Here is a 15,047-nt window from a genome sequence, read left to right on the forward strand (position 1 = left end):
CCGATGAACGTCTCTCGCATCTTCATCGAAAGACCCATCGGCACGGCGCTTCTCGCTGTCGGCCTGTTCCTCGTCGGCGCGGTGGCCTATGTCGTTCTACCGGTCGCCAGCATGCCTGCGATCGAAATTCCGACGATACGCATCATGGCGACGCGTCCGGGTGCCGATCCGGCGACGATGGCTGCCAGCGTCGCCTCCCCGCTCGAGCGCCGCCTCGGTGAAATCGCCGGCGTAACGGAAATGACGTCGACCAGTTCTCTCGGTTCGGCTTCGATCACGATGCAATTCGATCTCAATCGCAACATCGATGGCGCGGCGCGGGACGTGCAGGCTGGCCTCAACAGCGCGACCGCCGATCTGCCGGGTGATCTTCCGCAGGTGCCGACGTACCGCAAATATAATCCGTCGGCGGCTCCAATCCTCATTCTGGCGCTGACATCCAAGACGATGACGACGAGTGACATCTATGACACGGCGGATACGATCCTCGGGCAGCGCATTTCGCAGGTGGAAGGCGTCGCTGACGTCAATGTGAGCGGCGCTGACCAACCCGCAACACGTATCCAGGTCGACCCAACGCTCGTCTCGCAGATGGGCGTCAGTTTTGACGATGTCAAAAATGCCGTCTCGGCTGCCAACGACTTGTCGCCAATCGGCTCGATCGACTCCGAGAACAGGACGATCATCCTGCAATCCAACTCGCAAATGACAGAACCGGAGGATTACGAGGACATCGTCGTCAAGAACATGCCGAACGGCGATGTCGTTAAGGTCGGCAATGTTGCCAAGGTGATCAATGGGACGCGAAATGCGCGCTCACTGGCGAGGTTCGGCACGGCGCCAGCGGTGCTCCTCATCATCACAAAGACGCCTGAGGCAAACGTGATCGACACGGTTGATCGCGTGAAGGCCATTTTGCCCCAGCTTAAGGAATGGATTCCGGCTGGCATCGACATCTCAATCCTCTCCGACCGCACGACGACGATCCGCGCTTCGGTGCACGATATGCAGTTCACCCTGGGATTGACGATCCTGCTCGTCATGTCGGTTGTGTTCGTCTTCCTCAGACGCGCAACACCGACCATCGCCGCGGGCATAACAGTGCCTCTGTCGCTTGCCGGGACGTGCGCGGCGATGTGGATTGCCGGATACTCCATCAACAATCTCACATTGATGGCACTCGCGGTCGCCGTCGGCTTCGTCGTCGACGACGCAATCGTGATGATCGAAAACGTTTACCGCAATATGGAAAAGGGCATGAAACCGCTGGCGGCCGCGCTCGAAGGCTCCCGCCAGATCGGCTTCACGGTCCTTTCCATCTCAGTCTCTCTCATCGCCGCATTCATCCCTGTACTATTCATGTCAGGCATTGCCGGACGGCTGTTGCACGAATTCGCGATGACGCTCACATTCGCCATCGCCATTTCGGCCATCGTCTCGCTGACAGTCACGCCGATGATTTGCGCACATTTTATCAAGGCCGGCGCCGAAGAGCATCGCAATCTCGCAGACCGCATTTTTGAGGGCGCTCTGAGCCTCATCGTGCGGTCTTATGCCTTCACGCTCCGGATCGCGCTGCGCAATCAACTTGTCATGCTAAGCGTCTTCATCGCAACGATCATTCTGACGGTCCATTTCTATGCTGTGTTGCCGAAGGGCTTTCTACCGGATGACGATACCGGGCTGATCATCGCGGCGACCGAAGCCAATCCGGACGTTTCGTTCGCCGAAATGAAAACGCTTCAAGACCGGTCGCTGAGGGTGATCCTCGCCGATCCTGCCGTCGACAATGTCGGCTCATCGATGGGGGCGGGCGGATTCAATCCGACCCAAAACCAAGGCCGCATGTTCATCAGTCTCAAGCCGCTCAGCGAGCGCGGTAATGTTGCGACAGCGGAAGTCATCGACAGACTGAGAAAGCCGCTCAACAAAATCGTCGGGCTCGCGACGCGCCTGATGCCGTCACGCGATATCCGCGCGGGAGCGCGCTCGGGCAAAGCCGACTATCAATATACGCTCTGGTCGCTCAACGCCGACGACCTTTACGACTGGGCGCCGAAAGCGCTCTCAGCCGTCCGGGCAATTCCGGGCGTCGTGGACGTCAGCTCAGACCGAGAGGCGGGTGGCCTTCAGCTCAACGTCGACATCAACAGGGACGTCGCTTCGCGCCTTAACGTTGCGATCGCCGATATCGACACCGCGCTATCGAATGCCTTTTCGCAAACGCAGTTCTCGACAATCTATACCGACCGCAATCAGTACAAAGTCGTGATCGAGGTCGATCCGAATCTACAGGGCCAGCCGAAGGATTTGTCGCGCATCTATGTGCCGACCATCGACGGCACGCGGCAGGTCCCGCTTTCGAGCGTCGTCACGCTCACGCAGGGCATCGCGCCGCTCGTCGTCAATCACCAGGGGCCGTTTCCCGCGGTTACGATCAACTACAGCTTGAAGCCTGGTGTCAGCATCGACACGAGTCTCCAGGCGATCGATCAGACTCTTCAGAAGTTGCACATGCCGGAATCGATCCGCGCCGAACCGGCTGGCGATGCCAAAGCCTTCGCGGAACAAGCGCGCGCGCAAACGCTGCTCATCGTAGCCGCGCTCGTTTCTATCTATCTCGTGCTCGGCATTCTCTATGAAAGCCTCGTGCATCCGCTGACGATCATCTCGACGCTGCCATCCGCGGGGCTCGGCGCGCTGCTCGCGTTGCAGATAGCGCATATGGATCTTTCGTTGATTGCGCTCATCGGCGTCATTCTGCTGATCGGCATCGTGAAGAAAAACGGCATCATGCTCGTCGATTTCGCGATCAACGCCGAACGCGAGCTTGGACTCTCGCCGCACGATGCGATCTACGACGCATGCCTGCAGCGGTTCCGCCCCATTTTGATGACGACGCTTGCGGCGCTCCTCGGAGCGATCCCGCTCGCGGTTGCAATCGGGCCGGGTTCGGAGTTGCGCCGGCCACTCGGCATCACCATCATCGGTGGCCTCGTCGTGTCACAGATCCTGACGCTCTACACGACGCCGGTCATTTATCTGCTGCTGGAGAAGCTCAAAGTTAGGTTTTCGCGCGGCGGCGGAAGGGGCACATCGGCCGTCCCGGCAGCGGAACACGGCTGATCCGTCCGCTGAAGTCCTGGCCTCGGCTGAGTGGCACCTGTGTCACCGCCGCCGCCATTCAGCTAATTTTCAGACAGCGCTGACATGATCTCTCGAGCCCGCTTGAGTTACGACCTTGATTGCCGCTAGGCGCGGGCGGCAACTTTGCACCGCTATAGATGGTAAGCCGATTAGCGCCCACCCAGGCTAAGGAACGAAATGAGCAGCCTTCGCCGCGCGGTCGCATGGGCATCGGTCGCACAATACCTCAACATTGCCATTGGCTTCACGGCTACGTTAGTACTTGCGCGCTTGCTCACGCCTGCCGAGTACGGAATCTCCGCGCTGAGCGGCGCGATTGTGGGTGTGGCCGAGGCGATCAGAGAACTGGCGGGTGGCACCTTCCTCATCCGCGAACACGATTTGACGCATGGGAAAATCCGGTCAACGACGACCGTTAACTTCTTGGTGACATTCACTGTCGCTGTCGTGCTTGCTCTGTTGGCAGAACCGCTGGCCCATTTTTTCGAGATGCCGGCGCTCGCGCCCTTCCTGTTCATTGCCATCCTCGGCTTTCTGCTCGGACCTTTCTTTCATCCGCAGCAGGCGCTCATGAGCCGAAACATGGCGTTTGACCGGCTAGCCGTCGTCAATTGCGCTTCGGCCTTTGTTGGAGCGGCGGTGGCCGTCGTTCTTGCCCTTGCGGGGTTTGGTGCGAATAGCTTCGCCTGGGCAGGCGTCGCATCCGCCATCGTCGGCACATTGCTGTGCTTTATCGTTCATCGTGACTTTTCGATCTACAAGCCCTCGCTCAGCGATTGGCGAAGCGTCGTCAGATTTGGGGCATACAGCAGCACGTCGGCCATTCTCGGCATGCTCGCCGAAGCCGCGCCGCTGCTGATCTTCGGCAGACTGCTCAGCGCAGCAGAATTGGCGATCGGGCATCGTGCCGTGCTTCTGTGCATGTTTCCAGAGCGACTGGTTTTGGCCGCGGTCGGCGCGGTCGCGTTGCCCGAGCTTTCGCGACAGTCACGCGAGGGTGGCGATTTGAAGGGTGCCTATCTCGCGGCAATATCTGCCATCACAGTCGTGTATTGGCCCATCATGGTGATGCTTGCGCTGCTGGCGCAGCCGGTCGTCGCTCTGGTGCTCGGACGCCAATGGCTCGATGCAGTCCCCCTGGTTCGCATCCTCAGTCCGGCGCTGATGCTTGCCGTGCCCATTGTTCTGCAATTTCCGATTCTTGTTGCAGCGAGCGGCGTTCATATCCTGCCGCGGCTGCTCGTGCTGCAAACCATCGTAACGACCACGGCACTCGCGCTCACGGCAGGATACGGATTGCATGCGGCGGCGCTGAGCATGCTGGCGGCGATGCCGGTAAACGCGGGCATGTCGCTGTTAGCCGTGCGCGGCAGGATCGAATTTCGCTGGAGCGAACTCGGAGCCGTCCTCGCGCGGAGCGGCGTCGTAACCTTGGCTGCCGCCATTGGCCCGATCATCATGTCTCTTGCCTTTCGGTCCGATATGCCGTTGGCCGGCGCAGTCGTTGCGGTTGCGCTCGGCGGCGCGGGGTGGATCATTGCGCTCTCCGCGACTGGGCATTCGCTTTGGAGCGAACTCGTTCAAGCGGCCACTGCTCTGGTCCGGCTGTCGTTCTTCCGGCGCTAGCCCGGCGTGGAAGCTGCGAATGATCAGACGGCCTGCGCGGATCTAGGCGACGTTTGTGTCCCCAGCACCGACGTTCGCGGAAGATGCTGACAGACCGAATGGCGTCGCGCCGATCCACGTAAGCACGAGTTCGTTCAGCCTCTCGCGGTCGGCGTCCGAAGTGAAAGTGTGGTCCGAACTCCGGAAATGCTCCAGGCACAATTTGTCCTCGAACGGAACATTTGGAAATGCATCGAGCAATTGCTCACGGTAGCTTTGACGTCCCTGTGACGCGTCGCCGGTCAGTACGACGAGTAGTCTAGCGCCGCGTGCGCCCAAGGACGCGTACACTCGCTCAAGCTGGCCGCGCATCCCGGGGTCAATCAGGCTCGTTCGGCTTCCGGAGCGTTTCCCCGCGACGGCCAAACTCATACGCTCAACCATGTCCTGCCAGATCCGACCGCGCCCGCGCGCGAACGAGAGCCAGCTACGCAGGCGGATCAACCGTTGGCCTATATAGTGGAGATAGAAACGCGCAGTCGGCGGGATCGTCGGGTCCAGCAGCACGAGTCCGACGACACGTTTATCGGAGTGTCCATACTGAAGAGCCGTATCCGCCCCAGAACACAGGCCGACGAGGACAAAGTTGCTCGCCCCGCACGAAGCCTCAAGCCAATCGAGCGCCTCGGCAATATCCATCTGGAAGTTGGCGATCGGACTGAGGTCGCCGCCCCGGCTAGGGCTGTCACCGATGCCGGAAAAATCGAAGCGCAAGACGTTATAGCCGGCGGCCGCGAGCTGCCGAGCCATCGTTACGTACATCCGGTGATGTCCGACCCGATGAACGATCCCGCTGTTCAGAATGACAACTGTAGGCCGGCTGGCCGGCGGCTCGGACGAGGCGCGCGCAAGGACGCCGACGAGCGACTTCGATCGGCCAAACAGGAGAGCTTGCTCGGCGATGCTAGCCATCAGTTCAGCCAATTCACGATGTGTTGAATCGCGTCCACAGGGATTGTCCCGGTGACCGTGCGTTCTTCGATCCAGGGCGACACGCTCACGAGCTTTTCCACGCGCAGCTCTCCGAATCCGGCCTGACGTCTGGCCCGTTCAGTCAGCATGACCAACGTGCGCATCGGCAGGCCGACGGTGACCGACGACAGATCGATGCGACACGAATCGGCATCCTTTTCGCCATCGGCGCGGAGATGTTCTTCAACGTCGAGCGGCTCCCAGAGGACGAGTTTATCGATGTCATCCGGGCGCGCTGCCGCGACGTGTGCCGCCAAATTTGCTCCTAGTCTCAGTCCTACCAATGACACTTTGGCCGCCCCCGTCATGTCCTTCAGCTCGGCAATGGCGGTCTCGATATCGCTGCACCAGCCGGCCGTGTCACCATCGCTCGTCTCGCCGTAAGAATCACCCGTACCGTGATAGTCGAACCGTAGAACATGAATGCCTGTCTGGGACATTCGCGTCGCAAGCTGCCTCAGAGTTCGGTGCGCGTGGATCTGCTCATCGCCCGAAGGATAACATACCACGGCCGCACGCAACGCGCGGCCGACGTTGTGGGCGGGATCGTAGACACCGAATAAGCGCCTTTCCAAGCTCCCGAAATGGAACGGTGTCATGAGTCGCGGACCTTGATGTCATCGAGCCCGGCCGCAATTTGGCGCAAGTTCTGGAAAAATAAAACTCGAGGGTCCATGCGGGCTCCGGTTCGCTTCTCGATCTGTGTAACAACGCGCAGGGCCAAGAGCGAATAACCGCCCAGATCGAAAAAATTGTCCTCCGCACCTACTCTGTCGAGCTTAAGAATTTCGCGCCACAGATCGGCGATAATCGTTTCCATGCCAGGTGCCGGCTCCTCGCCGACGGTAGATGCTTCGGAGGTGCTCGCGAAAGGATCGGGGAGCTGACTGCGGTCGATCTTTCCGTTCGGCGTGAGCGGCAGGCTGTCCAGCGCGACAATTAGCGAGGGAACCATGTAATCCGGCAGGGTCTGGCGAAGGTGGCGGCGCATGTCGCTGGCTGTCGGCTCGGCGCCATTTTCATATGCCACGTATGCAACGAGCCGCGTGTCGGCTGACGCGGCCTCGTGGGCAACGACCACCGCCTCCCGGACCGAAGGATGCGCGTGGATCGTCGTCTCGATCTCACCCGGCTCGATGCGAAACCCGCGAACCTTGACCTGATGATCTATGCGGCCCATGTGGTACAGCAGGCCATCCGTGCCCCAGCGCCCGAGATCACCCGTGCGATAGATGCGAGCGTAGCTGTCCTTGATAAACGGATCCGCCTGAAACCGTTCGGCGGTCAGTTCCGGCAGCCCGCGGTAACCCACCGCAACGCCATCGCCGCCAATGCAGATCTCTCCGGCGATACCGATCGGCGCCGGAGTATCGCCGTCGAGCACATAAACGCGCGTGTTGTCGATCGGCTTACCGACGCTGATCGGAGCGTCGCCCGGACTGATCCGACAAGCCGTCGACCATATCGTCGTCTCGGTTGGCCCATAGAGGTTCCAGAGTTCGCCGACACGCTCAAGCAGAGGATCGGCGAGTTCCCGTGATAGTGCCTCGCCGCCGCAGAAAGTGCGAAAATGGGCGCCACCCTGCCATCCCGCGTCCAAGAGCATCCGCCATGTGGCCGGCGTTGCCTGCATCACGGTAGCGCCGCTCGCGAGAAGCAGTTGCGACAGCGCAAAGCCGTCGCTTGATGTTGCCGACGGTACGAGCTCTATGCGGGCTCCGGTCAGGAGCGGAAGATACAGCTCAAGACCGGCGATATCGAACGATATGGTCGTGACCGCCGCCAAGACATCCGTCGCTGCGAGGCCGGGTTCCTTTTGCATCGAGCAAAGGAAGTTCGATAGCGAGCCATGCGAAACAACTACGCCCTTAGGTTTTCCGGTCGAGCCAGAGGTGTAAATGATATAGGCGGGATCGGACGCTGAAGGGAGATATCCGGAATCGGGTGCGTCGGCCAGCCCTTCCGCCGCCGAGGCCCCGACCTCCATAACCTTTACGTCCGGTGGCAGATCAAGCTTTCGAGTAGTCTCCGCAGTCGCGACGACCAGCCTAAGACCGCTGTCGGAGACCATATACTCCAGGCGCTGAGGAGGAAGCTTTGGGTCGAGTGGCACATAGGCGCCCCCCGATTTCTGAACCGCGAGAAGCGAGACAAGCATGGCCAACGAACGCTCAAGGCAAACGCCGACAGTCGATCCACGTCCGACTCCCGACGCCCTGAGTTCCAGCGCCATGGCGCTGGCACGCGAATTTAGTTCTCCGTAGGTCAGCGAGTTGCCCTCAAACGTCACCGCTACTGCATCGCTCAATTGCGCCGCGCGCTCCTCGAACATCGCGATGAATGGCCGGGGCGGCGGCGGTACACTCGTGGCATTCCATGTGTGCAGCATCAATCGCCGCTCGCTGGGCGACAGGATATCGAGTTCGGAAAGTCTTTTTCCGGGATCCGCTATGGCGCCTTCCAGCAGGCAAAGGTAGCGCTCTATAAAGCGCTCGATCGTGGCCCGCTCGAACAGATCCATATTGTACTCGACCGTGACAGTGTGAGTGACCTGAGGATCGACCGAGAGGCTGATTTCGAACTGCGCGCCACCCCGATCGATCAAAACAGGTTCCCATTGGATTCCGTCTAGCTCGATGCCGTACATGGGGGCGTTCAGCATATTGAACAGGACTTGCACCAATGGCGCCCTACTCGTGTCACGCGAATAGGAGATCTCCTGCACAAGCTTGTCGAAGGGCATGTCTTGATGAGCGAAGGAATCCAAAGCGGTTGTCCGCACCCGACCGAGCAGCTCGCTGAATGTGGGATCACCGGAAAGATCGACGCGCAGCACCAGGGTGTTCACGAACGTGCCGACGACGTTTTCCACCGCGCTGTGCGTGCGGTTGGCGAATGGCACGCCGATGGGGATGTCGTTCTGGCCGGCGAGGCGATGAAGCAGGACCGCGAAGCCTGCGAACATCGTCATGAACAACGTGGTCGACTCACGGCGTCCGAGTTGTTCGAGTTTCTCGAGTAGCGTGGCGGGAACGCTTGACTGGCAATACGTTCCTCTGAGAGTCGGAAGCCGCTGACGCTGTCGGTCGGTCGGCAAGTTCAGGGGCGGCACACTGTCGAGGGTGCGACGCCAGTATTGTAACTGCGACATCATTTCGGGGCTCTCGAGCCAATTCCTCTGCCAGCTCGCAAAGTCGCGGTATCGGATCTGCGCCGCCGGCAGACCGGCGGGGCGCCGGCTTCGTGCCGCGTTGTAAAGCGAAGCAACCTCGCGCGCGAGCACTCCGAACGACCATTGGTCGCCCGCAATATGATGTACTGTCGTCTGAAGGATATGCTCATCCTGACCGATGCGCATCAGAGTACAGTTGAACACCGGCCCCGACGCCAGATCAACCGGCGTTTGTGCGAGAGCGCTTATCCGCCGGACCGCCTCCTTTTCGGGGTCAGGTTCATCTGTCAGATCGACGATCTTGAGGGGTTCGCTTTCCCATTGCTGAACGCGCTGAACAACTTCGTCGTCAATCACGTCATATGTTGTCCGCAAAATTTCGTGACGGTAGCGCAATTCGTCGATGGCCCGAGAAAGTGCAGCCGCGTCAAGAGTTCCGGTGAGCTTCGTTGCGCCTGCCATGTTGTAGGCGGTATTGCCGGGATCGAGCGATTGGATCAGCCACATGCGATGTTGCGAGAATGACAATGGGGCCGGACGATCGTCGGCAAAGCGTTGAATGGCGGGCACCGGCGAAGAGCAGCGGCTCTCTTTCGCTGCAGCATCGACGCGACTCGCGAGAGCCTCGAGCGTCGGCGTCTCGAACACCTCTTTGAGCGGAAGGTCGAGGCCGAAGGCTCGTTGTATTCGAGTCAGCAAGATCGTGGCGCGCAGGGAATCGCCGCCAAGCTCAAAGTAATCGGCAGCTCTGTCGGTCACAGGCCGACGCAGAATGTCCGACCAGATTTCCGCGAGAGCGAATTCGGTCGGCGTATGCAAAGGAGCGGTGGTCGGCTTATAGGCCCCGGACGCGATATCTGACTCAGCGAGTGTGCGACGATCGAGCTTGCCGTTAGGCAACCGCGGCAGCTTTGGCAGCACGATAAAAGCCGACGGGATGAAGGCGTTCGGCAACCGCTTCGCAAGGCCTGCACGGATCGCGGACTTCTCCACTGGCAAACCGGATGGATCACACACAATGAAAGCCACGAGGCGCTTGCTGTCTGGCCCCTCCTCGAGCACCGCGACGGCGACATCGCTCACTCCGCTTTGCGCGCGAAGCGCCTCTTCGATCTCGCCTAATTCGATGCGTATGCCGTTCAGTTTGACTTGATCGTCCCTCCGTCCGAGGAATTCGAGTGTGCCATTGGACCGCCAGCGAGCGAGATCGCCGGTCCTGTACATTCGGCTGGCTGGCGGACCGAATGGATTCGACGAAAAGACGTCGGCTGTAAGATCTGGTTTTCCATGGTAGCCGGCGGCCAAGCCAACGCCGGCAAGATAAAGGAGGCCGGCAGCGCCGACCGGCACCGGCTGCATTTCCTCGTCCAGCACGTAGGCCTGGGTGTTCCAGATCGGCTGGCCAATGGGGACGTCGTCGGGCGTGCAAACCGAAAACAGGCTGTCGCCGCTGGCTTCCGAGGTGCCATAGAGATTCAAGAGGCGTGCGTTGGGAAGCAATTCATAGAAGCGACGAGCCAATGATGTCGGCAAAGTCGCGCCGCTCGTGATCCAGAATTTGCAAGTCCCGAGCCGCGGGCGATCCCCCTCTTCCAAAATTGTTGCGAGCAGGCTTGGAACAACGGTCAAACGGCCGATAGCATAGCGCTTCACCATCTCGACAATGGCGGCTGGACTGCGTCCGGCTTTAGGATCGGCAAGCACGGCGGTTACTCCGCAAATCAGCGGACTGAACAATTCCGTGATACCGTCAATAAATGCGGGCGACGTTTTGATAAGTGCGGGACCGGAATCTTCAAAAGGAAATGTCGTGGCCATCCAAGCCAATCGGTTGACCAATCCGCGATGCAGCCCGTCTACTCCTTTCGGTTGCCCGGTTGAGCCGGAGGTATAGATCACGTAGGCGAGGTTGGATGACGTCAGCCCCATGGCCCGCGGATCAGGGTTTAACGAGGAATAGTCTTGCCATGTCTCCTCTGCGTCATCCATCGAAAGCACGGAAAGACCTGCCGGTATCTCGCCCAGCCCAGGCAGCACTGACTCCTGCGTCAGCAGCACACGCGGTGCACTATCCTGCAACATGAACTGGAGCCGCTCTACCGGATATGCCGGGTCGAGCGGTACATATGCGCCTCCAGCCTTCAGTGTCGCCAGAAGTGCCACCACCATCTCGACGCCACGCATCAACGCTATCGCCACGCGCTCGTCCGGCTTCACTCCCTCGGCAATCAGCCAGTGCGCCAGTCGGTTGGCTCTCGCGTTCAACTCGGAGTAGCTGACTTTCACATCCTCGAAGACAACCGCGACCGCTTCGGGGGTCTTCGTAACCTGCTCTTCGACGAGTTCGTGGATGCATCGATCCGACGGGTAATCGGCGTCCGTCGCATTCCAATCGTAAAGGACCCGCTGACGTTCGGCCGGTGATAAACCCTGCACTCGAGCGATCGGCGTGTCCACCGGTAGAACAGCGATTTGGGATAAGAGTTCGATGAAGCGATCGCAATGTTGTGCGAGATCGTCCGGCTGATAGCATGCGGGATTGGCAATTAAATCGATGCGCAATCCCAAGGGATGATCGCCTCCGTAGAACACAATCTGAAGGTCTTCCACCCACCAATTGCCAAGCGGGTTTCGAACAATCGCCGCATCGCCGAACATGATGTCGTCGTGCGGGGTGAAATTGACAGCGGTGCCTGCGATCTCGCCGTCCCGCGGCCCGAGACCAAGATCACGCCGCATGTCCTCATATCGATAGCGCTGATGGCGCAAGGCCGCGCGCACGCCTCGAGCGGCTCGCTCGACGACGTCGGCAATTCGGTCGTCGGGGGAAACCGCCATTCTCAATGGCACAGCGTTCGCCGTCATTCCAACGATCGACCGCATCTTCGACCCCACCCGAGCGCCGACCGGAGTGGCGATCATCATCTCACGGGCGCCGGTCATGCGATGCAGATAGATCGCGGCAGCCGCCACGAGAGCCGCAGCAGCACTCGCCTCGTGGCGCCGGCCGGCGGCGTCCAAATCGAGCGAATGCGGAATCCAGCCTACGTGCTTGATGAATCCTAGCGGTCTGCGCGCTGGCTTTCCCGATAGCGTGACGCGTTGTGGCAGATCGGCAAGTAGCTCGGTCCAGTATTTTCTATCACGTCCATAATGATCCGAGCTTTTGTAGGCCAGTTCCTCGGCTAACAGCTCTCGCCACGAGCCGCCGGTTTGGTCTTCGACGGGTGTTCCTTTCATCATCGCCGTGTAGGCGGAAGCCACTCTGAGGACTACAAGCCGCCAGCCGACGCCGTCATTGATGATGTGATGATTGACCGCGTACCAGAAGTAACGATCGGGCGAAATCTTCAGCAGCGCGAAGCGATAAAGGGGTCCGTCATCCATCCGGAATGTACGGGCCATATCTTTTTGCATCCATGCGTTCGCCACCTCGACGGGATTCGCCGCCGAGCTGAAGTCGAGATGCGCCAATTCCCAATCTGGATCGTATTTGAAAAATTGACGAGGCCCATTGTCGGTCTCGAAAATTCGGAGATGAAGCGCGTCGCTCTCCTCGACGACTTGGCGTAACGCCAGCTCAAATCGTTGCGGATCGATCGCGCCATGGATCTCGACGCATTCGCCGATATTGAATGCAGGGTCGTCGCGATCAAGTATCTGGGCAAGCCAGAAACTCAATTGCGCTTGAGAAAGCGGCATTTCTCCAACACCGCCGCATTCCTGCGCGCAGTGGTCCGGCAACATTTCATTTGGCGCGGGCTGATCGGTATTCATCGGCGCATGACGATGCTTCGTTGCCGGAGCGGCGCCCATTCTAACTGTCCGACGAGCGTGACGAAGCGACTGCCGTTGGCGATTATCATTGTGCATCCGAGGCGACGCCTACAAAGCCGGAACTGCCGCCGTTCAAGCTTGCGGGTGCCTGACGTCCACCCGGCTTGGATCGAGCGGCAAGCTTCTGGGCCGCCGGCTCCCGCGGTGATCGATCTGTTCACCTGTCCAAACGCCGGTGCGTCCCCCAAAACTAAGCAACTAACGAAACGCATAAGATTGTATAGACGAACCCCCATCGTTAAATTCCATCCGTAAAAAAAATATTGATTTTAGATGAGGTATCTTGGCTCGGCCGCGATCAAAGGCTCTGCGGCGACTGGCAGAAGCCGAATTAACACAAAGTCAGGGGATTGATTAATTACCGCTAAAGAAGCGCACACGCTTAAGCACTGCAGCGACGAAAGTGTTTCTCCGATTCCCACGAAGGGCGGCCAATCGAAAACCGAGCCTCCCTCTGCGCCTATCGCAGATGGTTCGGCCAGCATGCCGTAGTGTGGTATTAACCAGCTGGTTGAATTCCGCCATACCGCATCCGCGATATGCTCATCTCTTGGGAAAGAGAAATCACTTATAGGCGCCCGCGCCGTAGTCGACGGCCGCTGCGAGATCCGCCGACTGATTCAGGTCGCCTTGCCGGATTGGGTATCCGGCAGGGTCGAAACGCGAAGCCGATTAAACCGAACCAATCAAGCCACGCTAGGAGCTATTGCGGAACTGCCGGATTGATTTTGTGTTTGGTCACGAGGAGGCTTCTGCCCGACCATTGAGGTGCCGGCGTCGCCGCGGCCGATGCCCGAATAGCTGAAACCTAGTCCGCGCACGATATCGGCGTCGAAAACGTTTCGCAGATCGACAATGGTTTTTCCAGCCATGCGGGCCTTTATGGCCGCGAGATCGAGAGCCCGGAACTCGTTCCACTCGGTAATCACGACAAGCATGTCCGCCCCATCAGCGGCTTCATTGGCGCCATCGCACCAGACGATGCCAGGAAGGAGGGGCTCCGCCTGACGGCGTCCCTGCGGATCGCAAGCCTGGATGATTGCGCCGCGCTCTTGCAGCATCGGCACGATGACGAGGCTCGGCGCATCGCGCATGTCGTCCGTGTTCGGTTTGAAAGTGAGACCGAGTACGGCGATCGTCTTGTTGCGAACGGAGCCGCCCGCCGCCTCTACGACCCGGATGGCCATCGCGAGCTTGCGCTCATGGTTGACGCGTTCGACCTGTTCGATGATGGACACCGGCGATCTCGCTTCCCGCGCCGTGCGGATGAGAGCCGACACGTCTTTAGGGAAGCACGAACCGCCGTAACCGGGGCCCGGATGCAGGAACTTATCGCCGATGCGCCGGTCTTTGCCGATGGCGGAGGCGACCTCCTGCACATTGGCACCAAGGCTCTCGCAAAGATCTGATATCTCGTTGATGAAGCTAATCTTGAGCGCAAGAAACGCATTCGCCGCGTATTTCGCCAGTTCCGCCGATTCACGCTCGACGAACATCACTGGCGAGCCGCGGAGTGCAAGCGGCTTATATAGACGCCCCAGCACCTCGCGTGCTCGCTCATCGTCCGTGCCGACAAGAACGCGATCGGGATGGGTAAAGTCCTGGATGGCGGACCCTTCGCGTAAGAATTCCGGATTGGAGCAGACCGCAACGTCGGCATCCGGCCGCTTCGCCTTCAACCGACGCTCGATCTCGCGGCTCGTACCGACCGGCACCGTCGACTTGGTGGTGACGACAGTAAAGCCTCTGAGATGCGGCGCCGCCTCTTCAACGGCGGTATATACGTACGAAAGGTCGGCATAACCGTCGCCGCGCCGCATCGGCGTTCCAACAGCCACGAAGACGACATCGGCGTCGGCGACAGCGGGACCGAGTTCGTCAGTGAACAGAAGGCGGCCCGCCTTGATATTGCGCTCCATGAGCGCATCGAGGCCCGGTTCATATATCGGCGAGCGCCCGGCCCTCAAGTCCGCCAGGCGATCTGGGTCTTTATCGACGCAAGTCACAGTCCAGCCGAAATCCGAAAAGCACGCGGCTGAGACAAGCCCAACATAGCCTGCGCCAATCATGCAAATCTTCATGTTTTCCGATCCCTCTCGACCGCTGGAATAAATCGACTATCAGGCGAGGCGCGCCGTACATTCACGGCACTGAATATCGCCGGCTCATAAGATAGATCGAGCGGAAAATATTCAGTGGCTCGAAGATATTATTAGTTAAAATTGCTTCTTTCTTCGAAGCCGTGCGGCGTGGG

6 protein-coding genes are annotated in these 15,047 nt (G+C 59.6%); 2 read left to right on the top strand and 4 right to left on the bottom strand.

What is annotated here, in order from left to right; translation table 11 throughout:
• The first annotated feature begins 3 nt into the window (after positions 1-3).
• The gene (locus WC811_RS05820) at positions 4-3,126 is read left to right on the top strand and encodes an efflux RND transporter permease subunit (RefSeq protein WP_372641969.1); all 3,123 of its coding nucleotides are present in this window, start codon (positions 4-6) and stop codon (positions 3,124-3,126) included.
• Positions 3,127-3,324: 198 nt separating this feature from the next.
• Complete coding sequence (locus WC811_RS05825) at positions 3,325-4,773, top strand: oligosaccharide flippase family protein (RefSeq protein ID WP_372641971.1); 1,449 nt, start codon at positions 3,325-3,327, stop codon at positions 4,771-4,773.
• Between the two features lie 42 nt (positions 4,774-4,815).
• On the opposite strand, the gene WC811_RS05830 is transcribed toward WC811_RS05825, so the two are convergent.
• From WC811_RS05830 to WC811_RS05845, 4 genes are all read right to left on the bottom strand, one after another.
• Positions 4,816-5,724, bottom strand: coding sequence for an alpha/beta fold hydrolase (locus WC811_RS05830; RefSeq protein ID WP_372641973.1), 909 nt, complete (start codon positions 5,722-5,724; stop codon positions 4,816-4,818).
• A complete protein-coding gene (locus tag WC811_RS05835) occupies positions 5,724-6,383 on the bottom strand; it encodes a serine aminopeptidase domain-containing protein (RefSeq protein ID WP_372641975.1) in 660 nt (219 codons plus the stop codon). Before WC811_RS05835 ends, WC811_RS05830 begins: the two co-directional genes overlap by 1 nt.
• Positions 6,380-12,658 (bottom strand): amino acid adenylation domain-containing protein, encoded by a 6,279-nt coding sequence (locus WC811_RS05840; protein ID WP_372641977.1) that lies wholly within the window; start codon positions 12,656-12,658, stop codon positions 6,380-6,382. The genes WC811_RS05835 and WC811_RS05840 overlap by 4 nt, the downstream gene beginning before the upstream one ends.
• 821 nt (positions 12,659-13,479) lie before the next feature.
• Positions 13,480-14,874 carry a UDP-glucose/GDP-mannose dehydrogenase family protein gene (locus tag WC811_RS05845; protein ID WP_372641979.1) on the bottom strand — a complete coding sequence of 465 codons (1,395 nt, stop codon included), beginning with the start codon at positions 14,872-14,874 and terminating at the stop codon, positions 13,480-13,482.
• Between the last annotated feature and the right edge of the window lie 173 nt (positions 14,875-15,047).

The organism is Hyphomicrobium sp. (genome assembly GCF_041659645.1).
GTDB lineage: Bacteria > Pseudomonadota > Alphaproteobacteria > Rhizobiales > Hyphomicrobiaceae > Hyphomicrobium_B.